Below are 25,059 nucleotides of genomic sequence, written 5' to 3'. Positions count from 1 at the left end.
CTCCGCACCGCCAGTCTGAGCGATCTCCCCACCGGTTGTATATACAAATTGAGGATGTTCACCCAGGCTTCACGCGGCCCTCACGGAACCGTCACCCGGAACCTCAGAAACCCGGCACGGAGCCTCCGGAGAGCGCAAGTTCCGCGAGCCCGAAGGAGAGGGTCATGCCGATCCCGGAGGTCACCACGAGCACCGTGGTCCGCGGATCCGGGCGCTCCAGCACGAGATTCGTGGCGGCGCTGTCCGCATAGCACCCCAGCCACCGCTGCTTCACCACGGGGTGCTCCACGCCCAGGTAGTGCGCGGCTCGGTCCAGCAGGAGCTCTCCCAGCTCCTCCCGGAGGAAGGGCTCCGGGCTGACGTCGTAGGCGTGACTGTCCCCCACCAGCACGCCGCCGGGGATAGCGGTGGCCATGAGGTTCGCGATGCACCCCACGAGCTCCGGCTCGCGCAGGGCCAGCTCCTCCCGCAGAGCCGGAACGGAGGGCATGGCCGTGAAGCCGTCGTACCGGGCGAGCGAGGTTCCCGTGAGCAGCGCCAGGTCACCCGGCACGTGCTCGGACCGCTCGATCAGCGACATGACCAGGGTGCACGAGCGCACCCCGTGGCGCTCGGCCAGCTCCGGGAACATCTGCTCGACCTGGACGCCGGGGCACACCACGATCTCCGTGGCCCGCAGCTCCCCACGGCTGGTCTGCGCCACGCCGTCCGCCACGGTGAACACCCGGGTGCGCCACACGAAGTCCACCCCCTCGCCCGCGAGCCAGCGCGCGAGTGCAGGAGCCGCCTCCCGAGGGTTCACGCGCATGTCACGGTGCAGGTGCGCGCCCGCGAGCGCCCCCAGACCGGGGTTGCCGATCGCCTCACCCACCTGCTCGCCGTCGAGCAGCGTGACCTGCTCCTCGCCGCGGTGGGCGGCGAACTCCTGGAGCACCCGCGCCTCCGTCTCGGTCACCGCGGGCACGTACGTCCCGGACTCGGCGGCCCAGAAGCCCGCGGCCGAGGCCGCTGCGAGCCAGCCCTCGCGCGCGGCGGCCGCCACGTCCTGGATCACGTCCGCCTGTCCGGTGAAGCAGGCATGGCCGAAGTTCTGGATGGAGGCACCCACGGGGCGTTCGGAGACGTCCACCACACGCACGGTGCGGCCCTGCTGGTGAGCACGGAAGGCGGTGGCCAGGCCCACGATGCCGGAGCCCACCACGAGAAGGTCTGTTGAGGTTTTCACGCCCCCGATGCTAGGGGTGCACCACCCCCGGAGAAGTGTCTTGTATAGACAATTAGGGAACCGTTCACCTGAGTGTTGCACGTGGTCCATCCGCCCCGCGGCCCCCGAAACACCCCGTTAGGGTTGTGACGCCCCTCATCCACCTCAGCCCGGGAGACTCCCCCATGACGGCCGCACAGCAGCAGCACCGTGAGATCGCCGCGTTCCTGCGGTCCTCGATCCAGCGCGGGGACTTCCCCGCGGGACACCCGCTGCCCTCGGAGGCCCAGCTGTGCGAGCAGTTCGGCTCCTCCCGCGGCCCCGTGCGCCAGGCCATGGCGAGCCTGCGGTCGGAGGGGCTCATCTCCTCCGGGCGGGGCAGGCGGACCATCGTGCTGGACACCGTGCCCACCCAGTCCTTCGACGGGGTGATCTCCTACTCCGAGTGGTGCCGCCAGTCCGGCTTCGAGCCCGGTCAGCGCACCCAGAGCGTCACCCGCCACCCGGCCGGCCCGGTGCTCGCCGCGGGACTCGACATCGACCCCGCGGACCAGGTGGTCACCGTGTTCCGCCTGCGGCTGCTGGACGGGCGCCCGGCCATGGTGGAGCGGCTGAACTACCCGCTGGAAGTGGGCCGCCACGTGCTGCTGTTCGACACCGACTCCGGGTCCATCTACCAGCACCTGCTCGATTCCGGGGTGGACGTGGACAACGCCACCCGCACCATCGACGCCGTGGGGGCGGATCCGGAGGACGCCCGCCTGCTCGAGGTCCCCGAGGGCACACCTCTGCTGAGGGTGCGCCGCCGCGCGTTCACGAGCGAGGGCGCACCCATCGAGTACTCGGACGACCGCTACCTGCAGGGGACCGCCAGCTTCACCCTGAACACGATCCGTGGCAACCCCTCGCCGCTGTCGATGGTCAGCGGGTGAGGGCTGGCTGACACCGCCGCCGGGCTCCCGGCCCCGCCGCGTGGGCCTCCCGTAGGCTTTGCCCAGGACTACGGAAGGTGGAGCACGTGAGCGAGCCGCTGAACCCCGATCTGGCCCGGGCCCTGCAGGACCCCGCACGCCTGGTGCGCGCGGATCCCGCGCTGCTGGAGGAGGTGCGCCGCGCCGGGTCACCGGCGCAGGCCGAACTGGAACGCCGGGTCTCGGACGCGGAGACCGTGGAGGACAGATACGCCGCGGCCGCCATGCTCGCCGCGCTCTTCGACCACCGCGGCCCGCTGGACCAGACCGCGCGCGGCTACGGGGGCACGCCCCCCACCGAGCTGCTGGACCTCGCGGACGTCCCCGCGCTGCGCCCCGCACTGCGCCAGGCCCTCTCCTCACCCGTCCGCACGGGTCTGCTGGAGTGGGCCACCACGGCGGACCCGTCCCGGCCTCCCCTCGAACTCGCCATGGCCGCCCGCGATCTGGGTGTCCGCGACGCCGCGGTGCTGCGCTCCGTGGCCGACCGCGCGGACCAGGTGGCGCGCCAGGACTCCACGGGCACCCACCGGGGCCCGCTCACCCGCTTCTCCGAGGTGCTGCGCCAGGCGGCGGACGCAGGGGGCGGTGACGCGGCGGCGTCGTCCACCGGATCCGGCTCGTGGCCCTCGGCGCAGGCGCCGGGCGCCGGGAGCGGTCCCGCCGTGACGACCACCGGCATCCCGGCCTCCGAGATGCTCCGCGAGGACGAGCAGCGGGACTCGGACTCCGCGGCCCGGACCTATCCGGGTGACGGAGTGCCGGTGCGCGACTCCATCGCCGGGCCCGGCGCGGACCCCGCAGGCAACGGCTCCCCCTCCGGCCGGAACAAGATCTTCGACGCGGACCGCTTCTGGCCCATGGGCCCCCGCCGCACCGACGGCGCGGGAGGCACCAGCGCCGGGGACGACGACGTCGCACCCCCAGCCACGGTCGACGGGCCCGCCGAGCGCCCCGGACCCACCGCACCTCCCCGTGAGCCGTCCACGAACGACCTGTACCACGGCGCGGGCAGTGACCGGTGGGTGGACCGGCGGCCGCAGGGCGAGGAGGCCCGCGCCGAGGAGAAGAACGTGATCCGCAACTGGGCCATCACGTTCGCGGTGATCGTGGCGATCATCGTGATGCTGGTCCTGGTGCTGTAGCCGGGGTCAGGAGGATCTGGCCGCGGGCGTGCGGCGGCCCGCACCCTGCCGTGTGCGCCGCGGGGGCCTCAGCGGCTGACCGGCGGGCCGGTGGTGGCCCTGACGAGCAGGGACGTGGTCAGGGTCTGGGCCCGGGCAGGCTCCCCGTCGACCATCTGGAGCAGCAGCGCGGCCGCAGAACGTCCCTTCAGGGCGAAGGGCTGGGCCACGGTCGTCAGACCCGCGTCACGGGCGCGCGGTGCGTCGTCGAAACCGGTGACGCTGAGGTGGTGGGGAACCTCGACGTGGTGGGAACGCGCCCAGCGCAGGACCCCCAGTGCGTAGGTGTCCGCCACGCACACGATCGCGGTGACTCGCGGGTGGCACCTCCACAGCTCCGCAGCGGCGTCGGCCCCCGCGTCCTCGCTCACCTCCCACCGCTCCGCCACGCGCACAGGCCGCCCGAGACCCTCTTCCAGACCCGCGGTGCGCAGGCGGGGGATCTCGTAGGCGCTGCGTCGACGGCGGAGCGAGCCGGCGGGTCCGTCGTACGGGCGGGTGGACAGGCGGGAGGAGACCACGCCCACGTGCCGGTGGCCCAGCCGACGCAGGTGCTCCCCCACAGCGCGCATGCTCGCGTGCTCGTCCAGCCCCACCCAGCCCAGCCCGGGAACCGGACCCGGCTGGTCCACCACCACGGCCGGGGTGCCGCGCCGTCGGATCAGGTCGAGGGTCGGGTTGCGGGAGGGCACGGAGTGCAGGACCACGCCATCCACGGCGGCGCGGTCGATGTGCGCGAGCCTGTCGTGGTCCGGCGTGCCCGTGGGCAGCAGAACCAGGTGGTTGCCGTGCACCATGAGCTCCTCCCCCATGCCCGCCAGGAAACCGGAGGACGCGGGGTCCGAGAACGCGAACGCGAGGTCGTCGGTGAAGACCACTCCCACACCGCCGGTGCGGCGCCGGCGCAGGTTGCGGGCGGTGGGATCGGGTCCGGCGTACCCCAGGGATGCGGCGACGCCCAGGACACGTTCCCGGGTGGCGGGCGACAGCTTCTCCGACCGGTTGTAGGCGTTGGAGACGCTGCTGATCGAGAGACCCGCCGCGCGCGCGACGTCGGCCATCGTGGTGCGGGTGGCGGTCATCCACCCATTATGGGCGCGAGGTAAATCGTTTGACCTCGCGAATGCCCCGGGATGCCGTCCGAGCTGGAGTTGCCCAGCGTGCGGCGGCCAGACTGGAACCGCGCGACAGACGAGACTGAGAAGAGGAGGCGTCATGATCAAGATGACCATGTTCCTGAAGAAAGCCCCCGGGATCACCCGCGAGGAGTTCATCGACCACCACGTCAACGTGCACGGCGCGCTGATGCGGTCCATTCCCGAGGGTCGCACGCACATCCTGCGCTACACCCAGACCCACCCCGGCGACGCGGAGGTCTCCTCCGTGACCCCGGCCGACTTCGACGGAACGGCGGAGCTGTGGTTCGACAGCGCCGAGGGGCTGGACGCCGTCATGGGGTCGGAGACGTTCACGAACGTGGTCGCCAAGGACGAGCCGAACTTCCTGGACCAGGACGCCACCCTGGTCGTGGTGGGTGAGGTGGACCCGATCATCGGCGGCCCCACCACCGAGGCCGTGGCCGTGGCACCGCTGCCCGCGGACGAGGACCGCTTCGGCGCCCTGCCGCGCGGGTGCAACCACCTGGGCCTCACCGTTCCGGACCTCGACGCGGCCACCCTCTTCCTGCGCGAGGCGTTCGACGCCAAGATCGCCTACGACGGCCTCACCCCCCAGGATCCGCCACGCGAGGGTGAGGAGACCGAGCAGCAGCTCGGTCTGCCCCGGGGCGCGAAGATCACCCGTCAGCGCATGGTGCAGATCGGGTTCGGCCCCGGCATCGAGATGTTCCAGATCGACGCGGACGAGCAGCAGGACGCCGCCGCGCTCAGCGACATCGGCCTCAACCACCTGTCGGTGTTCGTGGACGACATCGACGCGTCGCTGCGGCGCGCCGTGGCGGCCGGGGCCACCGCTCTCTCGGAGCCGCACCCCAACTCGCCGCACGAGGACACCGAGGGCAACGCCAGCGTCTACGTCCGCGCACCGTGGGGCACCCTCTTCGAGCTGCAGGCGATCCCGAACGGCCACTGGTACGACGAGACCGCCGAGACGAGGGTGTGGACCCCGCCCGCCCGGTGAGGTCCGGCGCCCGCGCGGGGGCGACGCAGAGGTCCCCCGCCTCCACGACGGGCTCCTGCGCGGGCGGGAAGAGGCCCACCTCGACCCGCGCCCGCGGCACCGCCCCGGGTACCGTGGCCCGGTGAGCATCGAGCAGACGGAAACCGGTTCCTGGCGGCACGGCGTGGTGGTGCGCGGCGCGCGGCAGAACAACCTCAAGGACGTGTCCCTGGACCTCCCCCGGGACTCCATCGTGGTGTTCACGGGGGTCTCGGGGTCGGGCAAGTCCTCCCTGGCATTCGGCACACTGTTCGCTGAGTCGCAGCGGCGCTACCTGGAGTCCGTGGCGCCGTACGCGCGGCGGCTGATCGACCAGGCGGGCACCCCGGACGTGGACCTGGTGGAGGGGATGCCGCCCGCCGTCGCCCTGCAGCAGCAGCGGGGCGGGGGTGGCGCGCGCTCGGACGTGGCCACCATGACCACGCTCTCCAGCCTGGTGCGCATGCTGTACTCCCGTGCGGGCTGGTACCCGCCGGAGCAGCCCATGCTCTACGCCGAGGACTTCTCCGCGAACACTGTGCAGGGGGCGTGCCCCGAGTGCCACGGCATCGGGCGGGTGTACGAGGTCACCGAGCACAGCATGGTCCCGGACCCGTCCCTGACCATCCGGGAGCGCGCCGTCGCCTCCTGGCCCGTGGCGTGGGCGGGACAGAACCAGCGGGACATCCTGGTGTCCCTGGGCTACGACGTGGACACCCCCTGGAAGGACCTCCCGCAGCAAGACCGGGACTGGATCCTCTACACCGAGGACCGCCCCACGGTGGGCGTGTACCGGGGTCTGAGCCCCGACGAGACGCGCAGAGCGCAGAAGGACGGCGTGCCGGCCACGTACCAGGGCACGTTCGTGGGTGCCCGCCGCTACGTGCTGGACACGTTCGCGAACGCCAAGAGCCCGAGCACCAAGAAGCGCGTGTCCCAGTACCTCACGAGCGAGCAGTGTCCCGAGTGCCACGGGAAGAAGATCAAGGCGGAGGCGCTGTCGGTCACGTTCGAGGGCCTGGACATCGCCGAGTTCTCGCACCTGCCCCTGGCCCGGCTGGCGGAGATCGCGCGCTCCGTGACCGCCGAGGACTGGCGCCCCAGCGAGGCCGAGCACCTCCCGGACCACGTGCTGGACGCGGAGGCTCGCGCCGCCTCCACCGCCGAGCGTGTGGCACAGGGTGGCGCCCCGCACGACGCCGCCCCGGACGTCCGCCGCACCCCGAACCTCTCCGTGGAGAAGCGTGCCGCCGCGCAGCGCCTGGCCGCGGACCTCGTGGCGCGGCTACGACCCATGATCGACCTGGGGCTCGGCTACCTCTCCCTGGACCGCACCACCCCCACGCTCTCCGGCGGCGAGCGTCAGCGGCTGCGCCTGGCCACGCAGCTGTCCTCTCAGCTCTTCGGCGTGGTGTACGTGCTGGACGAGCCCTCTGCAGGGCTGCACCCGCGGGACCTGGACGCGCTGATCGGGATCCTGCACGGGCTCAAGGAGCGGGGCAACAGCGTGTTCGTGGTGGAGCACTCCCTGACCGTGATCCACGAGGCGGACTGGCTCGTGGACATCGGTCCCGGGGCCGGCGAGAACGGTGGCCGGGTGCTCTACAGCGGCTCGCCGGACGGGCTCGCGGAGGTCCCCGAGTCCGCCACCCGCCGCTACCTCTTCACGGAGCACGCCGTGGACCGTGCTCCCCGGGAGCGCCGCACACCCCAGGGGTGGCTCGCACTGGAGGGGGTCACGCGCAACAGCCTCCGTGGGCTGGACGTGAGCTTCCCCGCCGGGTGCCTCACCGCCGTCACGGGCATCTCCGGCTCGGGCAAGTCCAGCCTGGTCAGCCAGGCCCTGCCGGTGCTCGTGCGCGAACGGCTGGGCCAGCGCGCCGGGGAGCCCGCCGAACTCACGGGGGACCCGGAGTCGGACCTGCTCACCGCCGACGACGCCGCGCAGGACGTCCGCGGAGAGGTGACCTCGCTGCCGGAGGGGGTGCGCCGCGTCGTCGTGATCGACCAGAAGCCGATCGGGCGCACGCCGCGCTCGAACGTGGCCACCTACACGGGGCTGTTCGACCACGTGCGCCGGCTCTACGCCGCCACGGACGAGGCCAGGCGGCGCGGCTACGGGGCCGGGCGGTTCTCGTTCAACGTGGTGGAGGGCCGCTGCCCCACGTGCGAGGGCGAGGGCAGCGTGATGGTGGAGCTGCTGTTCCTGCCCAGCGTCTACGCGCCGTGCCCGGACTGCCACGGCACCCGGTACAAGGACAGCACCCTGGAGGTGCTGTGGCACGGGAGGTCCGTGGCGGACGTGCTGGCCATGAGCGTGGACGAGGCGCACGAGTTCTTCGAGGGCCAGGACGCCATCCACCACACCCTGGGGGTGCTGCGGGACGTGGGCCTGGGCTACCTCCGCCTGGGCCAGCCTGCCACGGAGCTCTCCGGAGGTGAGGCGCAGCGCGTCAAGCTCGGGTCCGAGCTGCAGCGTGCCTCCCGCGGGGACACCCTCTACGTGCTGGACGAGCCCACCGCCGGACTCCACCCCGCGGACAGCGACCGCCTGCTGAGCCACCTGCAGGGCCTGGCGGACGCGGGCAACACCGTGGTGATGGCCGAGCTGGACATGCGCGTGGTCGCCCAGGCGGACCACGTGGTGGACATGGGCCCGGGCGCCGGTGCGGACGGCGGTCGGGTGGTGGCGGCGGGCACCCCGCACGACGTCGCCGCGTGCCCTGACAGCGCCACCGCGCCGTACCTGCGGGGGGAGGTGGGGTGAGACGGGGCGCCCCACCCCGCCGGGGCGTCGCCCCGTGAGCCCGAACACACCGTAAGGTGGTTCCCACCAGGGACGACGGGGCGTGGCAGCACCCCGGCACGGGGATCCCGCCACGGCTGCCGCGTGCGGGGGCGCGCCGGGGTGACCGTTCGACGTCGTCCGCCGGGGCCCTCCCACCAGACGGGGGAGCACCGAGATGACCGAGCCCGAGAAGCACCGCGACCGTGCAGCGCACCGCGCCGAACGCCGAGGCCCGAGCAGGGCGCTGCTGTGGGGCGCACTGGCGGCGGTCGCACTGCTGGTGCTCGCAGCGGTCCTGATCATCCCGCGCCTCGGCCGGGACGACTCCGAGGACACCCCGGACGCCTCCGGTTCCAGCAGCGCCACCGGTAGCTCGGGCGCTGCGGCTGCGGACGACGAGCCGGTGGTCGTGGGGCCGACGAAGACCACCGCGAAGAACTGGTCCGCCGTGCTGCAGGACCCGGCCGTGGAGCTGGGCACCCCCGGGGACGACCCCGGGACCCGCGAGCTGATCTCCCGCGCCCTGGGCGAGGCGCAGGACGGGCAGGCCGATCGCACGGCCACGGACGAGGCGCTCAGGCGCCGCGCCCGCACCGAGGGGGACACCGCCCCCGTGCAGAACGCGGAGCAGCGGCTGCGGCAGGTGGCGGAGGACCCCGCTCCCAGCTCGCCCGCACCCGCGCACCCCACCGCGCCCGCCTACGCCGTGGGGGCAGAGCACCCGGCGGCCACCGTGGTTGCCCGCTCCGCATGGGAGGACTACCACTCCCAGCACCCGGACACCTCCCTGGTGGCCAGCACCCCCGGGGACCGTCCCGCCTCCGACGCCCCCACTGGGGACGACGCCGCACTGCAGCAGGCGCTGACCGACTGGAAGCACCTGGCGGAGCCGTTCCACGCCCTCGTGGCCATCGACACCTCCGGGTCCATGGGCACCTCCATCTCCCCGGACGGCACCACCCGCATGGACCTCACCAGGGCCGCGGCCGGCACCGCAGTGGGGATGTTCCCCGAGCACGACGCCCTCGGGCTGTGGACGTTCGAGCGGCACCTGGACGGGGACAAGGACTACCGCTCCCTCACCCCGGTGCGCGAGCTCTCCGCGCCGGTGGCGGACGGCACCCAGCGGGACGAGCTGGCCCAGGACGTGAAGTCCCTGACCTTTTCCCCCAACGGCTACACGGGCCTGTACGACACCACCCTGGCCGCCTACCGCCAGGTGCTCCACGACGACGCCCCCGGTCACCTGCGCACGGTGATCGTCCTGACCGACGGCATGAACCACGACCCGGGGTCCATTGGGCTCGACGAGCTGCTCACCACTTTGAGGGACGAGCAGGACCCCGAGAACCCGGTGCGCATCATCACCGTGGGCATCTCCCAGGACGCGGACGCGAAGGTCCTGAAGCAGATCGCGGACGCGACCGGCGGCTCCTCGCACATCGCCCGCTCCCCGGAGGACATGCAGAACGTGTTCGTGGACGCGCTGACGGGGGCGTGAGGGGCGGCGGCTGCGCACCCCGGAAAAAGTGGCCGGATGGTCATTGTCCCGCCGCCCGGGGCGCTCCTACCGTGGCGGCATGGCTACCACCACGTCACGACGAATCCCCTGGCTGTACTTCACCGGCGCCATCCTCATGGTGCTGGCGGCATGCCTCATCACGTTCACGGACCTGGCGTGGCGAGGAACCCTCGGGTGGTCGCTGCTGTTCGCGGCCTCGCTCCTGACCGTGACAGGCGGCGCCCGGCGGCGGCAGCAGCGGGGCCGCCCCAGCGGCGTGTGAGACCCCCAGCACTGCGAGGGCACCACCGCCAAACACAGCACCACCCAGACACAACAGCGGGCCGCGTCCCCGGTCTCCCGGGGTCGCGGCCCGCTGCACGTGCGCGGTGCGTGGATCAGCGCACCAGCTCGTCCACCACCCGCTGCATGGACTGGCTGTGGTTGCCGAAGCGGTGCATGGTGATGGACACCGCCTGCTCGGCCAGCATGTACATCATCTCCACGCGCCCGGAGCCCACCACGTCCTCGGTGATCAGGGCGATGTCCGGGTGCTCGGCCCGCACCGCGTAGAGGTCCTTGAGGTCCTCCTCGGAACCGTCCCAGGGGGTGATCACGCGGACGCGAGCCCCGTGGCGAACGTCCAGGGCGGCGTCGTCCAGGGCGCGCAGGTCCGAGAGCTGACCCAGCGGGCCCAGCGAACCGGTGCCCAGGGCGTGCGCGAACTCGGCGTCGGACGCCGGGTTGAGCACGGTGGCGAACAGCCCGTTCACCGCCTCGGGCAGCTCCGAGGCGGCGCTGAGCACCACCTGCGAGCCCGAGCGAACGGCCGCCAGACCCACGCGCAGCACGTCCGTGAGGGATGCGCCCTCCTGGGCGCGGACCACCACGGTGCGGGGGCGGTAGCGGAACAGGTTGGCCTCGCTGCGCAGGGCGGTGGGGTCCTTGACCTGTCCGAACTCGCGCTGCCACTCGGACTGGTCCGACTGTGCGGCGCGGCGCAGCCACACGAGGTCATCGCCCGCCACGAGCGGGGTCACGGCGTCCAGGGCGCGGTGCACGCGCGGGTCCAGGACCCAGGCGCCGGCCGCGCCGCGGTCCGTGCTGGAGGACGAGAACCCGGAGCGCTTCCACCGGCCCAGGGAGGCCAGGTAGTTGGGGCCACCGGCCTTGGCGCCGAGACCCACGGAGGAGCGCTTCCAGCCGCCGAACGGCTGGCGCTGCACGATCGCGCCCGTGATCCCGCGGTTCACGTAGAGGTTGCCGGCCTGGACGGAGTCCACCCAGCGCAGAATCTCGTCCGCGTCCAGCGAGTGGATGCCCGCGGTGAGGCCGTAGTCCGTGGCGTTCTGCAGCTCCACCGCCTGCTCCAGGCTGTCCGCGGCCATGAGGCCGAGCACCGGGCCGAAGCACTCGGTGAGGTGGAAGAAGGACCCGGGCTTCACGCCGGTGCGGATGCCGGGACGCCACAGCCGCCCGGAGTCGTCCAGCTGCTTGGGCTCGATCAGCCACTCCTCGCCCGGTTCCAGCCGGGTGAGGGCGCGGCGGAGCTTCTCGGAGGGCTGGCCCACCGTGGGCCCCACGGAGGCCTGCAGGTTCACGGGCCAGTCCACCACCATGGAGGAGGCGGCGTCCACGAGCTGGCGGCGGAACCGTTCGGACGTGGCCACGGAGCCCACCAGGATGCCCAGCGACGCCGCCGAGCACTTCTGCCCCGCGTGCCCGAAGGCGCTGGAGACGAGGTCCCACACGGCCTGGTCCCGGTCCGCACTGGGGGTGACCACCAGGGAGTTCTTCCCGGAGGTCTCCGCGGTGAGCGGGCGCTGCGGATCCCAGGACGCGAACAGCTGCGCGGTCTCGTACGCACCGGTGAGCACCACGCGCTCCACGTCCGGGTGGGAGATCAGCGTCCTGCCGGCCTCACCCTCCACGGCGTCCACGAGCTGCAGCACGTCACGCGGCACACCGGCCTCCCACAGCGCCTCGCACACCGCGGTGGAGCAGCGGCGGGACTCGGGGGACGGCTTGTGGATCACGGCGGAACCGGTGGCCAGGGGTGCCACGGTGGTGCCCGTGGGGATGGCCAGCGGGAAGTTCCACGGCGGGGTCACCACGGTCACGGTGTGCGGCACGAACTCGCCGCCGTCCACGAACTCCAGCTCCAGGGCGCGGCGGGCGTAGTAGCGGCAGAAGTCCACGGCCTCGGAGACCTCGGAGTCGCTCTGCTCCAGCACCTTGCCGGTCTCAGCACCCGCCACGGCCATGAGGTGGCCGCGGCGCGCGGCGAGGATGTCCGCGGCGCGGTTGAGGATCTCGGCGCGCTCCCGCGCGGGGATGTCTGCCCAGCGCCTCCCGGCGGCCCTGGCGGTGGCCACGACGTCGTTCACAGCCGCCACTGCCTCGTCCGAGTCCTGGTCCACACCCTTGAGCAGCTCGGGGACGGCCACGGACTCGTACCACTCGGCGCTGGCGATCTTCTCCGCGAGCGTCTCCGCCCAGCGCTGGTTGGCGGGCACGGAGACGTCCGTGTCCGGCTCGTTGCGGAACGGCTCGTCCAGCGGGAGGGTGGGATTCTCCCCCACGGTCTCGGCGCTGCGGTCCTGCACGCGCCGCGGCGACGGCGCCTGCGGGTCGTCCTCCAGCGCCGCGAGCGCCGCCCGGAAGCGGCCCTCCTCGCGGGTGAAGATGGCGTTGTCCGGGCCCAGGTCGAAGATCCCGGACATGAAGTTCTCGTTCGCGGAGTTCTCCTCGAGCCGGCGCACCAGGTAGGACACGGCGACGTCGAACTCCGCGGGCTTCACCGCCGGGACGTAGAGCAGCAGCTGGCCCACGTCCTCGGAGACGGCCTCGCTCTGGCTGGTGGCCATGCCCTGGAGCATCTCGAACTCGATGCGGTCGGTGACGCCGCGCTCGGCGGCGAGCAGGTGGGCGAAGGCGATGTCGAACAGGTTGTGCCCGGCCACGCCCAGGCGCATGCCCGTCATGCGCTCCGGGTGGAACAGCCAGGACAGCACGCGCTTGTAGTTGGTGTCCGTGGCCTGCTTGGACTCCATGGTGGCCAGGGGCCAGCCGTGCATCTCCGCGTCCACGTTCTCCATGGCCAGGTTCGCGCCCTTGACCAGGCGCACCTTGATCTGCGCGCCACCGTCCGCCACGCGCCGCGCGGACCACTCGGAGAGGCGTTCGATGGCACCCAGGGCGTCCGGGAGGTAGGCCTGCACCACGATCCCGGCCTCCAGGTTCTTCAGCTGCGGCTTGTCCAGCAGTCTCTGGAAGACCTCGATGGTGAGCTCCAGGTCCGAGTAGACCTCCATGTCCAGGTTGATGAACATGGTGCCGGTGCCCTTGGTGGCCGCGGTCTCGTACAGCGGCAGCAGCCGCTCCACCACGCGCTCGGCGGTGCGCTCGAAGCCCCAGTGGGACAGCTGCGGCACCACGGAGGAGACCTTCAGAGAGACGTAGTCCACGTCCTCCCGGCGCAGCAGGCCCTCGGCGTCCGCGAGGTGCTTCTCGGCCTCGTCCTCGCCCAGCACCTCCTCGCCCAGCAGGTTGATGTTCAGGCGGTGGCCGTGGAGCTTGAGATCTTTCACGGACTTGCCGAAGGGGCCGGGGCGGGCGTCCACCACCATGTGCCCCACCATCTGGCGCAGCCGCGTGCGGGCCGCGGGAACCACCACGGAGGGCAGCGCCCCGGAGAGCACGGTTCCCGCCTGGATCTGCGCGCGGTCCGCCGCGGGCATGGACTGCGGGGTGAGCTTCGCGATGTCCTGCAGCGCCTTCGCCGCGGCCTTCGTGTCCTCGGTGCGGACCACGCGGTCCACGAAGCCCACCGTGAACTCCAGTCCGTTCGGGTCCTGGAGCACCGCGGCCAGGCGGTCCTCCGCGGGGTTCTTCTGCTTGCCCTTGAGCTGGTTCTGCTGCGCCCGTTGCAGCCAGGTGCGGACCAGGTCCACCGCCGCGTCCGCGAGCTCGTGGGGATTGGTGTCAGTCGTGACGGTGCGTGCCATTGCAGCGCCTCCAAAGTCTCGGCCCGGGAAAGGTGCCGAGGCACTCCCTCGGCCACCAGCCGAGTCTCACCGGGCCCGGCATGGCTGGTGCGCTCACGCTACCGCCCGGCTCCGTGGTGCTCGTAATCGCCGTCACACGGGGCGCCGAACGTGACGCCGCCGCCCCACTCCGCCCCCACAGGCAGGGACGACGACGCCGCCAGGCCACCTCTCCGGCGCCCCGCACCGCGGCGTCGCCAGCCGGGGGGCGCCGGGTCCATGCTGCCCCTTGGACTGCACCACCCCAGCCCCGCGCCCGGGGAGGCCGCGCGGAGGAGGCCGCCGGGCGGCGTCGTGCTCAGGAAGCGTCCGCGGCGGTCTCCGCCTGCAGGATGTCCAGCACCCGGATGAGGTTCAGGTGCGCCTCCACCTGGGGGAAGTTGCCCGTGGCCCGGTGCTGGGACGGGGAGTACGTGGAGGGCAGCAGGCCGAGCTCGTTGGCGGTGCCCAGCGCCACATCCGTGAGACGTACGGCCTCCCGGGTGTGCCCGCACAGCGCGAGCTGCTCGGCCAGCTGGAGGGTCGCGGAGACCGAGGGCGCGGACTGGCCCGCGAAACCGTCCTGACCGATCGAGGACGCGAACGCGTCGACGTCGTCCAGGTCCGTGAGCTGCGGCAGGTTCCGGTAGCGGTGCAGCAGCCCAGAGCGGTCGGTGAGCTCCGTGCGGATGCGGGCCACGGTGCCGAGCATCCGCTCGTCGTCGTACGCCACGAAGCCCACGGCCGGAAGCTGCAGCAGGGACGCGTCCACGTCCGTGGAACCGTAGTACTGCACGAAGGAGCCCACCTGGGGGTCGTAGCCGCTGGTCCAGATCTCGTGCGCGAGCTGGTCCCGGTGCTCCTCCCACGTCTCCACGTCCCCGGGCAGGCCGTGGATGCGCACCGCGTCCACACCCGCCTGCATGGCCGCCCACATCATCACGCGCGAGTGCGTGTAGTACTGCGGCTCGCCGCGCATCTCCCAGACGCCCTGGTCCTTCTCCTCGTAGTTCGCCACCACGGCGCGCAGCAGCGCCTGCTGCAGCGGCCACGACAGGTGGTCCTCCTGCACCCCGCGGCGGCGCAGCATCTCGAAGACCCGCAGCACGTGCCCGGCCACGTCCGACTGGTAGTGGCTGCCGGAGGAGTTGCCGTCCCGGACGGGCCGCGAGCGCTCGTAGCCCGGCATGTCCACGAGCCGCTCGCGGATCTGGGGGGAGCCGTCCAGCGTGTAGATGTTGGAGGGGTTGGCCACGTCCCCGGCCACCGCCCGCAGCAGCCAGTTGCGCAGCTGCGCGGCCTCACGGTCGTGGCCGTGGTCCAGCATGACCTCCAGGGCCGAGGCCACGTCCCGGGGCCACGTGAGGCGGTGGTCCCAGTTGCGGTCCCCACCGATCACCTCCGGCAGGGACGTGGTGGGGGCGCCGATCAGTCCACCCGTGGCCTGGTGCATGAGTCCCCGCACCACCAGCAGGCTGCGGCGCACCAGGTCCGCGGGCTCGTCCTGGGCGGCCGTGAGGGTGAACCCGCCCGTGGCGGTGGCCTCCTGGTGGGGGCGGTCGCCGTGGCGGCCCACGTCCCGGGCCGACGGGCGCCCGCTCGCCTCCCCGGCGGGGGCGCCGTCACCGTGGGTGCTGTCCGCACCGGCCCCGTCCGCGACGGGCAGGGTGGACGTGTGCGCCGGGGGTTGCTCCGCGGGGTCCGTGTGGTTCAGCGCCGTGGGGTCGGTGAGCGGGTCGTAGGGCTCATAGCGCTCCGTCCACTCCTGCCACAGGTTCACGGTGGTGGTCAGTGTCTCGTTCACGTCCACGGCCTCCGGGGGCACCCCGTGGGAGGGGAACCACGTGAGCGTGAAGTCACGGGTCTGACCCGCGGCCACCGTGAAGGAGCCCGCGTGGCGGCGCTTGGACCTGTCCGGGTCCGCCTCCGGCAGCGGGTCACCGTGGAAGACCACCGAGTCCGGACCGGCCATGCCCACCAGCACGGACTCGGCCGGGGCATCCTCCGACTCGTCCTCCAGCACCTCGAAGCGGCTCAGCCACGGCACCGACGAGCCGTAGTTGAAGCGCAGCCGGATGTCCTGGAACATCTCCACCTCACCCGTGAGGCCCTCCACCCGGCGGATCAGCTCCGAGCGGGAGTTCAGGGGCATGAAGTCCGTGACGCGCACCGTGCCGGTGTCCGTGGTCCACACCGTGTGCAGCACGAAGGTGTTCTCGGCGTAGAAGCGCTCCACGGCCACCACACCGGGCAGGGACATGTCCACCGCGGCGTCGTCGTCCACCGCGCAGTACGGGGCGAGCAGCCAGCGGCCGTGGTCCGGGGTGCCCAGCAGCGCACCGAACAGGGCGGGCGAGTCGAAGCGGGGGACGCACCACCAGTCCACCGACCCGTGCCGGGAGACCAGCGGGCCGCTGCGCATGTTGGACAGCAGGGCGTAGTCCTCGATCGTGGAAGCCATGCCCCCAGAATCTCACGAACGCACGGACCGCTCACCCCGCCCGCAACTCTGGCCGTTCGGCTGATGTCCCGCGGCCGATGCGTCGATACGGTGAGTGGTTCACCGGCTTCCGGCCGCGCGGTGTCCAGGCCTCCGGGCCCCTGGGCCGCACGGGCGGAGCCACGACCCATGCAGGAGGACACCACTCATGCCCAGGATTTACCACCCCGGCCTCGTGGAGAGGCAGCCCGGTGAGCCCGTAGGGCCGATCAAGGCCATCGGAAACTTCGTCCGGAAAGGGACCACGTTCTCGGGGCGCGCCTCGCGGTCCGAGTACTGGTGGATCATGCTGCTCATTGTCGTCATTGGGGGACCCCTCAACTATGCGAGCGAGCACGATCTGCTGGAGTGGCCGAACGCCACCGGCGCCGCCGGGATCGTGGTGCTCGTGCTCGCCCTGCTCTCGCTGCTCGCGACCGCGCTGCTGGTGATCTTCTCCATCGCCCTGTCCGTCCGGCGCCTGCACGACTGCAACCTCTCCGGCTGGTGGTTCCTGCTGGTCCTGCTCCCAGGTCTCGGCCAGTTCGCACTGCTGATCCTGGCCGCTCTGCCGCCGGACCCGCACGGCGTGCGCTTCGACCCGCAGCCCGCCCGCACCCCGGCCGTCCACACCTGAGCGGACCCGCCCTCCGCCGCGCCGCGCCGAACGACGACGCACCCGCCCACATGCTTGCCCGCCTCCCCCACGCCTCCTAAAGTTCGGTGTACCGAACTATTGGATTCACTGAGGCGAAGGAGTGGCCGTGGCAGCACGGGGACGGCGAGTGGCGGTACTGGCAGTGGCGGGCCTGCTGGCCCTGAGCGGGTGCGCCGGAGCACCGTCCGGGGGTGGTGAACGGGACAAGCCCACCGTTCTCACCACCTTCACCGTTCTCCAGGACATGGCATCGGCGGTGGCCGGTGAGCACGTCACGGTGGAGTCCATCACCAAGCCCGGTGCGGAGATCCACGACTACGAGCCCACCCCGCAGGACGTGGCCAAGGCCTCCGAGGCGCAGCTGGTCCTGGACAACGGCCTGCACCTGGAGCAGTGGCTGGAGCAGTTCACCGCCTCCGCGAACGTGCCCCACACGGTGGTCTCCGAGGGGGTGGAGGCCGTGGACATCGCGGGCACCCCCGGCACCCCCAATCCGCACGCGTGGATGAGCCCCGCCAACGGCGAGCGCTACGTGGACAACATCGTCACCGCCCTCAGCGGGCTGGACCCGGAGCACTCCCAGCAGTTCCGGGAGAACGGTGAGGCGTACAAGGCGCAGATCCGGGAGATCGGGGACGGCCTCACGAAGAAGCTGGACGCCCTGCCCCGCGACCACCGCTCCCTGGTCACGTGCGAGGGCGCCTTCTCCTACCTGGCGCGGGACGCCGGGCTCACCGAGAAGTACATCTGGCCCGTGAACGCCGAGCAGGAGGCCACGCCGCAGCAGGTCAGCTCGGCCATCGAGTTCGTGGACCGCCACCACGTGCCTGCCGTGTTCTGCGAGTCCACGGTCTCGGACAAGCCCATGCGCCAGGTGATGGAAGCCACCGGCGCCCGCTGGGGCGGCACCCTCTACGTGGACTCCCTCTCCGAGAAGGACGGCCCCGTCCCCACCTACCTGGACCTGCTGCGCCACGACGCGGACACCATCGCCCGCGGACTCTCCGGGGGCGCGCGGTGACGGCGGGGATCCGGGCGCGCGGCGTCGTCGTGGACTACGGCAGCGTGCGTGCGCTGGACGGCGTGGACCTGGAGATCGAGCCCGGGCACGTGACCGGACTGGTGGGGATGAACGGTTCCGGGAAGTCCACGCTGCTGAAGGCGCTCACGGGCACGGTGCCGCTCACCGCGGGCGAGGTGCGGCTGCAGGGGTTGGAGCCGCGCGCGGCCCGGGGGCGCGGACTGGTGGGGTACGTGCCGCAGAGCGAGGACGTGGACTGGGAGTTCCCGCTGTCCGTGCGGGACGTGGTCACCACGGGGCGCTACGGGCACATGGGCTTCACCCGCCGGGCGCGCGGGGCAGACAGGGCCGCCGTGGCCCGTGCCCTGGAGCGTGTGGACCTCACGGAGCTCGCGACGCGCCAGATCGGGCGGCTGTCCGGCGGGCAGCGCAAGCGCGTTTTCGTGGCGCGGGCCATTGCCCAGGGGGCGCGGATCATGCTCCTGGACGAGCCGTTCGCCGGCGTGGACAAGCGCAGTGAGGCGACGATCGTGCGGCTGCTGCACGAGCTCGCGGACCAGGGCTGCGCGGTAGTGGTCGCCACGCACGACCTCCAGGCGCTGCCAGACCTCGCCCGCCGCGTGGTGCTGCTGCGGCGCACCGTGCTGTTCCACGGGCACGTGGCCCAGGGGCTCGCCCCCGAGCACCTGGTGCGCACCTTCGGCCTGGACGTCCTGTCACGGACCCGCGCGGGCGACGTCGCTCCCCCGGTCCGCGCGCACGGCACCGGCGGCGGCCCCGCGGCGTCGTCGACCGCCGCCGAGAACGGAGGTGCCGCATGAGCCCGCTGGAGCTGCTCGCCCAGCCGCTGGAGTACGAGTTCATGGTGCGCGCACTCGTGACCACCGTGGCGGCCGCGGCGGTGTGCTCGGTGCTCTCGTGCTGGCTGGTGCTCGTGGGGTGGTCGCTCATGGGGGACGCCGTGTCCCACGCGGTACTGCCCGGCGTGGTGATCGCCTACATCCTGGGCATCCCGTTCACCGTGGGGGCGCTGGCCGCGGGGGTGCTCGCGGTGGTGCTGATCGGCGGTCTGCGCGGGACCAGCAGGATCAAGGAGGACGCATCCATCGGCATCGTGTTCACCGCGCTGTTCGCCCTGGGGCTCGTGCTGATCTCCGTGACACCCAGCCAGACGAACCTCACCCACATCGTCTTCGGCAACGTGCTGGGGATCTCCGGCGCGGAGCAGCTGCAGATCTGCGTGCTGTCCCTGGTGGGGCTGGCCGTGATGGTGCTCAAACGGCGGGACCTGACCCTCTACGCGTTCGACCCCCTGCACGCCCACGCGATCGGACTCTCCCCCAAGTTGCTAGGCGCTCTGCTGCTGGGGCTGCTCGCCGTGACGTCCGTGGCCGCACTGCAGGTGGTGGGTGTGGTGCTGGTGGTCGCCATGCTCATCGTCCCGGGCGCCACCGCGCACCTGCTCACGGACCGGTTCGGGGCCATGCTGGTGGTTGCGCCCCTGGTCTCCGCGTCCTCGTCCGTGGTGGGGATCTACCTCAGCTACTGGCTCAACGCCTCCCCCGGCGGGCTGGTGGTGCTGGTCCACACCGCGGTCTTCGCGCTGGCGTACCTGCTCAGCCCCGCGCACGGAGTGCTGGGGCGCAGGCTCGGGGAACGACGTCGCCGGCGGGCGCTGCCGGGGTAGGGCGCCAGCGCTGCCAGCGCCTCAGCCCCCTGGGACCTGTCCGCCGACGGCTAATTCGTAATACGCTTATTCCATGGAGACGGTGAACGGCGTCCCGGTGACGGACGAGATGATTCAGGAGTGGGCCGACGAAGCGGAGCGCGGCTATGACGTAGAGACGCTGCGCAGACGTGGCCGCAAGCCCCTGGGGGACGGCCCGGCACGGGTCGTGCCGGTGCGCCTGGACGACTCGCTGCTGGCGGCCCTGGACGCACGGGCCCAAGAGGAACACCTCAGCCGTTCGAGTGTCATCCGGGCGGCACTGCGCTCCTACGTGGCGTGAAGGTCAACGGGTCGGCGCTCGAACACGGCATCTCGGAAGATGAGATCCTCCACGCCGCCACTCACAGGGTCTTCGAGAGCGATCCGGACGAGAACATTCCCGCCAAGCACTTCGTTCTGGGGTTCGACTCCAACGGGCGCCTCCTGGAACTGGCCATACTGACGTTCGACAGCGGACACGAACTCGTCATTCATGCCATGAAAGCGCGGCGACAGTTCCGTGACCTCCTGGGGTGAGAAGCACCCCCCCAGAAGCGGGTTGACGCGGGGCGGACAACACCACGACTCGCGGCTTGTCACATCGAGGGGCAATAGATCCAGCGTCCCGGCGGTCCGAGCCGGGCGAATGGATGGCGTCCCCCCTCAGGACCCCGCACCCGCCAGCGACACCCACACGGCGTCGGTGGCGGTCTGGCCGAGCGGGACGCTGCGGGCGCCGTCGTCCAGCACGGCCTGGACCGATCCCGAGTACGGGCCCGCGGAGTGAATTGCCAGGGGGACGCCCACCCCGATGCCGTGCTGCGCGAAGAAGCGCAGCAACTCCGAGTCCCGGTCGGAGATGCGCTCCACGCGCACGCGGGCGCCGTCGGGAACGGTGGACAGGGACACCGCGTCCGGTGAGGTGATGGTGCCGTCCCGGGCGGGGATTGGGTCCCCGTGGGGGTCGCGTGCGGGGTGGCCCAGGAGGTCGTCCAGCCGGTCCACCATGAAGTCCGAGACGGCGTGCTCCAGGTGCTCCGCCTCCGCGTGGACCTGGTCCCACCGGTACCCGAGCATCTCCACCAGGAAGGTCTCGATGAGCCGGTGCCGGCGCACCATCTCCACGGCGAGCGCACGGCCCTGCTCGGTGAGCTCGATGGCGCCGTACGGGTTGTGCGCCACGAGCCCCTGCTCGGTGAGCTTCTTCAGCGCGTCCGAGACGGTAGACAGGCGCAGACCCACCTTCTGGGCGACGGCGGAGGTGGTCACCGGGTCCGCGGACCACTCCCCCAGGTTCCAGATGGCCCTCAGGTAGTTCTGGTGGCTCACCGACAGCTTCGCGACGGACATGGTGGGGAGACTAACAAAGCATCCCCGCCCCGCGGCGGGCGCGCTTCTCAGGTGTCCGGCTGCGCATCCAGCGCGGGGCGGGTCACCCCGTCGATCATCCGGCGCAGGAAGGCCGCCACCACGTCCCGCTCGGAGGCGGTCATGTCCTCGACCACGGCCATCATGCGGCCGTGCATGTCCTGCAGCGTGGAGCGCACCTCGTGCCTGCCGTGCTCGGTGGGCACCACGGCCACGGACCGCCGGTCCTCGGGGTGCGGCACGCGTTCGGCGTAGCCGTCGCGCACCAGACGGTCCACCAGCACGCTCGTGGAGGCGTTCGTGATGCCCAGCATGGCGGCAATGTCCTTCTGCCGCAGCATCCGGTCGGCGTTCTCCGCGGCGATCAGGTGACGCAGGGCCAGGATGTCCTTCTCCCCCATGTCCATGTCCGCACGCACGCGCGTGCGCATGGTGGTCTCGGCCTCACGGTACCGCCGCAGGAGGTTCAGCACGTCGACGCCGCTCGTGGCCTCCTCGGTCTCGTCGTACCAGAAGTGCCGGGCGCGCTGCGCGTCCTCCGCCATGCTCAGATCCCCCGTGGTGTCACAGAGGGAATTATCTCTGCCCCTCCGGTGCGTTCGGGTAGGCTATCTAACTGTTAGACGAAGGATCAACCTGCGGCAGTTCTCGGTCTCGAGCTCACGCAGAGCGGAGACTCCCAATGCTGCTCGCACCCCAACCGGTTCCCGACACCACAGTGGTGCCCATCACGGACTCCGCCACCCCGGTGCACCCGCCGCAGCAGGAGATCTGGCTGTCCTCCGTGGCACGCGCCGCCACCCTGGGTGTGCAGGTGTACCCGTCGGTCGCATCCGCGCAGTTCACCATCACCGGGGAGCCGGAGGACCTGCACCTCACCGCGTCCCTCACCTTCCTCCCGGGACCGGAGAACCAGCGCATCAAGGACGAGATCCACACGGAGCTCATCCCCGGCCTGGAGACCATCCTGGGCGCCTCCTTCACCCGCACCACCCTGGACTACTCGGTCGCTGACCCCACGCTCACCGCGGCGCCGGAAACGGCCGCCTGAGACCGCTCCCGCGGGCGACGCCGCGCGCGCCCCGTCGTCACCTCCGGCACCCCGCCGTTCGCAGTCCCACAAGGAGGATGCAAATGCGCAGAGGTGAAGGAAGGTCGATCCTGCTGGATCTTGCCAGCAGTGCATGTCTCGTCCTGGCGGTCTTCCTGTTCGTCAACCACCACCTGCTGCTGGCGGGTGCCGCCGTTGTGGGGTCCTTCGCACTGAGCGGCTGGTCTGGTCGCGCCACCAAGGACGGCCTGATCGACGAAGCCCTTGCAGCGAGGGAGGAGTGGGACCGGCTCCACCCGTCGGAGGACTCGCCCGAGGAGCTGCCCCGCTGGAAGCGCCCTCGCAGCACCGGTTCCGATGCGGAGACATCATCGTCCCCGGAGGGCGAGGAGCGGCCCCCGAGCGAGCTGCCCGGAGACCGCTGAGACCCTCCTGCAGAGCCATGAGCCCTGCGCACCAGATGTGCAGACCCAGCCACCCCGCACTTCCTGAAGCAGGCGCCCGCTGACTTTCTGCGGGTGCCTGGAGCGGGGCGACACTCACACCGACGCCGCCGCGGCCGCCACCGCCGTCGTGGTCTCCTCGCGCTCGCTCAGCACGGCAAACAGGTGGCGGCGCTTCTGCCGCAGGGTCCCCAGGACGGCGAGTGCGATCCCCCCGGCGATCCACGCGATCATGATCCACACCGGCGCCGCGAGGGAGACGTCCTGGAAGTAGACGGCGTCACGGATGGCGGCCACGCCCTGCGGTGCGTAGAGCCACCCGTGGATCCAGCCGTAGAAGCCACCCACCATGTCCAGGGGCGTGGTCAGTCCGGATGCGCTCAGCCCCAGCAGGGGCATGAGGAAGATGCACAGCGGCATGGCCAGCGGCCCCAGCACCAGCATGAGCCCCGTGGTCACGGTCACGCATGACAGGCAGAGCATGTACAGCATGCACCAGGGCACGAACGCGCTGCCGCTGAAGATCCCGAACACGGCCCACCCGTAGACGACCATGCCGGTGGCCACCACGGCGGGCATGAGGAACCAGAGCAGCACGCGCAGCCTGGTCCCGGCGGGCATGAGGCTGCTGACCACACCGGTCATGAACCCGCCCAGAATGGCCCCGAGCGCCAGGTAGGTGATGGTGGTGGCGTTCGGGTCGTCCTCCGCCACCGCCGCCACGTCCTCGGTGACCAGCTGCTTCTGCGCCCGCTGCGCCACCGGCGTGAACAGCTGGGTCACCGCAGCGTTCACCTGGCGGCCGTTGGCACCCGCCGTGTAGAGGGTGCCGGTGGCGGGATCGTAGGCCGCCCGGGCGTCGTGCGTCCGGACCTCGCTCCTGCCGTCGTCCACGGTGTCCACGCGGTGGGCGTCGAAGTCCCCGGCGGAGCCGTCCGTGAGCTGCTGCGCCAGATCGGAGACCTGTGCACCCGTGCCGATCACGGCCACCTTCATGTCGCGGGGCGTGACGTCCACGGAGGTGCCCACCATGAGCATGGGCATCACGAACATCATGAACAGCGGCAGCAGCATGCCCACCGTGATCATGCGCTTGCGGGTGAGCGCGGCGTCCACCGTGCGCCGTGGCGGCGCGGCGGGGTTCTGCATGGCGCCCACGGCTGATGCCGGGGGCAGCTGCGCCATCCGGTGGACGAAGCCCTCACTGCGGGACCGCCCGGGGGACGACGCCGCCGTGGCACCCCCCGAGCGCCTCGTCGCCTCCTCGGGTCCAGCGGGCGTGGTGGTGTTCTGGTCGGTCATGAGCGCTTCACTTCCTGCGCGCGGTGCCGGCCGCCCACGGAACGGGGCGCAGCGGCGTCGTCGTCGGAGCCATCGGAGTCGTACGCGGTGAGGAGGGGTTCGTCGGGGTGCTTGCGGGCGTGGTCCACCTGGTCTGCGATCACGCTCTGGTCCTCGCCCGCGTGCGGGCCGCGCAGGGAGCCCAGCCACAGCAGCCCGGCGCCCAGGAGGAGCCACGTGGCCAGCAGCAGGATCCAGGGGCCCACGCCGTGGCCGTCGAAGTAGATGATGCGCTGCAGCAGCTCGCCGATGGCCCCGGTGGGCATCATGCGGTGGATCACCTGGAAGAACCCGGGCATCATGTCGGGGCTCGTGGCGATCCCCGAGGCGGGAATGCCGAGGATCACGAACACGGTGATGCCCACGATGGTGGCGGCCTGGCCCAGGAGCCCGCCCACGCCCAGCTGGAAGACGGCCGCGGTGAGGTAGGCGCCCATGGCCACGAGACCGGCGGGGACCAGGTGCGAGTCGTAGACCCCGTAGAAACCCCAGGTCACGCCGGTGGTCAGCACAGCGGCTACCACCGAGAGCAGCCCGATCAGCCCCAGCCGGGAGCGCAGGCGCATCCCCTTGCCCAGGTTGCCGAGCATCGTGGAGGTGACGTACCCGGCGGTCACGCACGCGGTCATGATGTACATGTACGCGATGCCCAGGGTGTCCTTGGGGGCGGGCTTCCTGAGGTCCTGCACGGTGAGCGGCACACCCACCTGCTGCGCGACCTGCTGGAACACGGACTGGGCCGCCCCGGCCGCCTGCCGGCCGCCGGCGGTGGCCACGTAGAGCGTGCCGTCGGAGGGGTTGAAGGCCGCGCGGGTCTCACGGTCCATGACGTCCTGGCGGGCGGTGGCCGCATCCGCGACGGTGGTGACGTCCAGCGCGTCACCTCCCCGGGCAGCCACCTGGCGGGCGAGCTGCTGCGCGGAGCCGGAAGTGCCGATCACCTCCACCTCCATGTGGTGCGGTGCGGGCTGGTGCATGGCCGAGACGTAGGACGCCGGGTAGGCGAACGCCATGAATACAGGGAAGAGCATGGCCGCGAGGATCATCGCGACGGGGATTCGGGCGCCGGTTCCGGGTGGTTGAGGTGAAGACACGAGCGCCTACGTTACACCTGTAAGTGTAGCTGTCAAACGTAAGATAACTGTTCGCCACTGCTACCC

At 71.6% G+C, this 25,059-nt stretch carries 22 protein-coding genes; 14 read left to right on the top strand and 8 right to left on the bottom strand.

What is annotated here, in order from left to right; translation table 11 throughout:
* Positions 1–103: 103 nt before the first annotated feature.
* Positions 104–1,225: a TIGR03364 family FAD-dependent oxidoreductase gene (locus Q4A22_RS00525; protein ID WP_303176582.1), complete on the bottom strand. Its 1,122-nt coding sequence runs from the start codon at positions 1,223–1,225 to the stop codon at positions 104–106.
* Positions 1,226–1,389: 164 nt separating this feature from the next.
* On the opposite strand from Q4A22_RS00525, the gene Q4A22_RS00520 reads away from it, so the two are divergent.
* Both Q4A22_RS00520 and Q4A22_RS00515 read left to right on the top strand, forming a co-directional pair.
* Complete coding sequence (locus Q4A22_RS00520; RefSeq protein ID WP_303176581.1) at positions 1,390–2,136, top strand: GntR family transcriptional regulator; 747 nt, start codon at positions 1,390–1,392, stop codon at positions 2,134–2,136.
* Positions 2,137–2,222: 86 nt separating this feature from the next.
* Positions 2,223–3,320 (top strand): hypothetical protein, encoded by a 1,098-nt coding sequence (locus Q4A22_RS00515; protein WP_303176580.1) that lies wholly within the window; start codon positions 2,223–2,225, stop codon positions 3,318–3,320.
* 68 nt (positions 3,321–3,388) lie between these two features.
* Here the strand turns inward: Q4A22_RS00515 and Q4A22_RS00510 are convergent, their stop codons facing one another.
* Positions 3,389–4,441, bottom strand: a complete 1,053-nt coding sequence (locus Q4A22_RS00510) for a LacI family DNA-binding transcriptional regulator (protein ID WP_303176579.1) — start codon at positions 4,439–4,441, stop codon at positions 3,389–3,391.
* Between the two features lie 133 nt (positions 4,442–4,574).
* Between Q4A22_RS00510 and Q4A22_RS00505 the strand changes: the two genes are divergently transcribed.
* The 4 genes from Q4A22_RS00505 to Q4A22_RS00490 all read left to right on the top strand — a co-directional run bounded on the left by Q4A22_RS00505 (position 4,575) and on the right by Q4A22_RS00490 (position 10,088).
* Positions 4,575–5,498 carry an EthD family reductase gene (locus tag Q4A22_RS00505; protein WP_303176578.1) on the top strand — a complete coding sequence of 308 codons (924 nt, stop codon included), beginning with the start codon at positions 4,575–4,577 and terminating at the stop codon, positions 5,496–5,498.
* Between the two features lie 121 nt (positions 5,499–5,619).
* Positions 5,620–8,283 carry an excinuclease ABC subunit UvrA gene (locus Q4A22_RS00500; RefSeq protein WP_303176577.1) on the top strand — a complete coding sequence of 888 codons (2,664 nt, stop codon included), beginning with the start codon at positions 5,620–5,622 and terminating at the stop codon, positions 8,281–8,283.
* Between the two features lie 196 nt (positions 8,284–8,479).
* Positions 8,480–9,805 carry a VWA domain-containing protein gene (locus tag Q4A22_RS00495; RefSeq protein WP_303176576.1) on the top strand — a complete coding sequence of 442 codons (1,326 nt, stop codon included), beginning with the start codon at positions 8,480–8,482 and terminating at the stop codon, positions 9,803–9,805.
* Positions 9,806–9,884: 79 nt separating this feature from the next.
* The gene (locus Q4A22_RS00490; protein ID WP_303176575.1) at positions 9,885–10,088 is read left to right on the top strand and encodes a hypothetical protein; all 204 of its coding nucleotides are present in this window, start codon (positions 9,885–9,887) and stop codon (positions 10,086–10,088) included.
* A 115-nt stretch (positions 10,089–10,203) separates the two neighbouring features.
* On the opposite strand, the gene Q4A22_RS00485 is transcribed toward Q4A22_RS00490, so the two are convergent.
* The gene (locus Q4A22_RS00485) at positions 10,204–13,812 is read right to left on the bottom strand and encodes a bifunctional proline dehydrogenase/L-glutamate gamma-semialdehyde dehydrogenase (protein ID WP_303176574.1); all 3,609 of its coding nucleotides are present in this window, start codon (positions 13,810–13,812) and stop codon (positions 10,204–10,206) included.
* A 337-nt stretch (positions 13,813–14,149) separates the two neighbouring features.
* On the bottom strand, positions 14,150–16,291 hold the full coding sequence (locus tag Q4A22_RS00480) for a glycoside hydrolase family 15 protein (protein ID WP_303176573.1): 2,142 nt from the start codon (positions 16,289–16,291) through the stop codon (positions 14,150–14,152).
* Between the two features lie 187 nt (positions 16,292–16,478).
* On the opposite strand from Q4A22_RS00480, the gene Q4A22_RS00475 reads away from it, so the two are divergent.
* The 6 genes from Q4A22_RS00475 (at position 16,479) to Q4A22_RS00450 (ending at position 20,233) form a co-directional block, all read left to right on the top strand.
* The gene (locus Q4A22_RS00475) at positions 16,479–16,946 is read left to right on the top strand and encodes a DUF805 domain-containing protein (RefSeq protein WP_303176572.1); all 468 of its coding nucleotides are present in this window, start codon (positions 16,479–16,481) and stop codon (positions 16,944–16,946) included.
* 127 nt (positions 16,947–17,073) lie between these two features.
* On the top strand, positions 17,074–17,988 hold the full coding sequence (locus Q4A22_RS00470; RefSeq protein ID WP_303176571.1) for a metal ABC transporter substrate-binding protein: 915 nt from the start codon (positions 17,074–17,076) through the stop codon (positions 17,986–17,988).
* On the top strand, positions 17,985–18,809 hold the full coding sequence (locus Q4A22_RS00465) for a metal ABC transporter ATP-binding protein (protein WP_303176570.1): 825 nt from the start codon (positions 17,985–17,987) through the stop codon (positions 18,807–18,809). Before Q4A22_RS00470 ends, Q4A22_RS00465 begins: the two co-directional genes overlap by 4 nt.
* On the top strand, positions 18,806–19,675 hold the full coding sequence (locus Q4A22_RS00460; RefSeq protein ID WP_303176569.1) for a metal ABC transporter permease: 870 nt from the start codon (positions 18,806–18,808) through the stop codon (positions 19,673–19,675). The genes Q4A22_RS00465 and Q4A22_RS00460 overlap by 4 nt, the downstream gene beginning before the upstream one ends.
* 73 nt (positions 19,676–19,748) lie before the next feature.
* Positions 19,749–19,997, top strand: coding sequence for a CopG family ribbon-helix-helix protein (locus tag Q4A22_RS00455; RefSeq protein WP_303176568.1), 249 nt, complete (start codon positions 19,749–19,751; stop codon positions 19,995–19,997).
* Positions 19,994–20,233 carry a toxin gene (locus Q4A22_RS00450; protein WP_303176567.1) on the top strand — a complete coding sequence of 80 codons (240 nt, stop codon included), beginning with the start codon at positions 19,994–19,996 and terminating at the stop codon, positions 20,231–20,233. The genes Q4A22_RS00455 and Q4A22_RS00450 overlap by 4 nt, the downstream gene beginning before the upstream one ends.
* Positions 20,234–20,359: 126 nt before the next feature.
* Here Q4A22_RS00450 and Q4A22_RS00445 read toward each other — a convergent pair whose 3' ends face one another.
* A complete protein-coding gene (locus Q4A22_RS00445; protein ID WP_303176566.1) occupies positions 20,360–21,046 on the bottom strand; it encodes a metal-dependent transcriptional regulator in 687 nt (228 codons plus the stop codon).
* Between the two features lie 47 nt (positions 21,047–21,093).
* A complete protein-coding gene (locus Q4A22_RS00440) occupies positions 21,094–21,609 on the bottom strand; it encodes a MarR family winged helix-turn-helix transcriptional regulator (RefSeq protein WP_303176565.1) in 516 nt (171 codons plus the stop codon).
* Positions 21,610–21,746: 137 nt separating this feature from the next.
* Between Q4A22_RS00440 and Q4A22_RS00435 the strand changes: the two genes are divergently transcribed.
* Positions 21,747–22,115, top strand: coding sequence for a hypothetical protein (locus Q4A22_RS00435; protein WP_303176564.1), 369 nt, complete (start codon positions 21,747–21,749; stop codon positions 22,113–22,115).
* An 83-nt stretch (positions 22,116–22,198) separates the two neighbouring features.
* Positions 22,199–22,540, top strand: a complete 342-nt coding sequence (locus tag Q4A22_RS00430; RefSeq protein ID WP_303176563.1) for a hypothetical protein — start codon at positions 22,199–22,201, stop codon at positions 22,538–22,540.
* A gap of 114 nt (positions 22,541–22,654) precedes the next feature.
* Here Q4A22_RS00430 and Q4A22_RS00425 read toward each other — a convergent pair whose 3' ends face one another.
* Positions 22,655–23,860, bottom strand: a complete 1,206-nt coding sequence (locus tag Q4A22_RS00425; protein ID WP_303176562.1) for an ABC transporter permease — start codon at positions 23,858–23,860, stop codon at positions 22,655–22,657.
* Positions 23,857–24,993, bottom strand: a complete 1,137-nt coding sequence (locus Q4A22_RS00420; protein ID WP_303176561.1) for an ABC transporter permease — start codon at positions 24,991–24,993, stop codon at positions 23,857–23,859. The genes Q4A22_RS00425 and Q4A22_RS00420 overlap by 4 nt, the downstream gene beginning before the upstream one ends.
* Positions 24,994–25,059 lie beyond the last annotated feature (66 nt).

The organism is Kocuria sp., assembly GCF_030530945.1.
GTDB lineage: Bacteria > Actinomycetota > Actinomycetes > Actinomycetales > Micrococcaceae > Kocuria.
The sequence above is the reverse complement of the archived record's forward strand: the minus strand, read 5'-3'. Positions and strand labels throughout refer to the sequence as shown.

Bases quoted from the DNA above. Each gene is read 5' to 3' on its own strand.
- Q4A22_RS00520 (WP_303176581.1), top strand. From the start codon at position 1,390: ATGACGGCCGCACAGCAGCAGCACCGTGAGATCGCCGCGTTCCTGCGG.
- Q4A22_RS00510 (WP_303176579.1), bottom strand. From the start codon at position 4,441: ATGACCGCCACCCGCACCACGATGGCCGACGTCGCGCGCGCGGCGGGT.
- Q4A22_RS00505 (WP_303176578.1), top strand. From the start codon at position 4,575: ATGATCAAGATGACCATGTTCCTGAAGAAAGCCCCCGGGATCACCCGC.
- Q4A22_RS00495 (WP_303176576.1), top strand. From the start codon at position 8,480: ATGACCGAGCCCGAGAAGCACCGCGACCGTGCAGCGCACCGCGCCGAA.
- Q4A22_RS00490 (WP_303176575.1), top strand. From the start codon at position 9,885: ATGGCTACCACCACGTCACGACGAATCCCCTGGCTGTACTTCACCGGC.
- Q4A22_RS00485 (WP_303176574.1), bottom strand. From the start codon at position 13,812: ATGGCACGCACCGTCACGACTGACACCAATCCCCACGAGCTCGCGGAC.
- Q4A22_RS00480 (WP_303176573.1), bottom strand. From the start codon at position 16,291: ATGGCTTCCACGATCGAGGACTACGCCCTGCTGTCCAACATGCGCAGC.
- Q4A22_RS00475 (WP_303176572.1), top strand. From the start codon at position 16,479: ATGCCCAGGATTTACCACCCCGGCCTCGTGGAGAGGCAGCCCGGTGAG.
- Q4A22_RS00460 (WP_303176569.1), top strand. From the start codon at position 18,806: ATGAGCCCGCTGGAGCTGCTCGCCCAGCCGCTGGAGTACGAGTTCATG.
- Q4A22_RS00455 (WP_303176568.1), top strand. From the start codon at position 19,749: ATGGAGACGGTGAACGGCGTCCCGGTGACGGACGAGATGATTCAGGAG.
- Q4A22_RS00445 (WP_303176566.1), bottom strand. From the start codon at position 21,046: ATGTCCGTCGCGAAGCTGTCGGTGAGCCACCAGAACTACCTGAGGGCC.
- Q4A22_RS00440 (WP_303176565.1), bottom strand. From the start codon at position 21,609: ATGGCGGAGGACGCGCAGCGCGCCCGGCACTTCTGGTACGACGAGACC.
- Q4A22_RS00435 (WP_303176564.1), top strand. From the start codon at position 21,747: ATGCTGCTCGCACCCCAACCGGTTCCCGACACCACAGTGGTGCCCATC.
- Q4A22_RS00430 (WP_303176563.1), top strand. From the start codon at position 22,199: ATGCGCAGAGGTGAAGGAAGGTCGATCCTGCTGGATCTTGCCAGCAGT.
- Q4A22_RS00425 (WP_303176562.1), bottom strand. From the start codon at position 23,860: ATGACCGACCAGAACACCACCACGCCCGCTGGACCCGAGGAGGCGACG.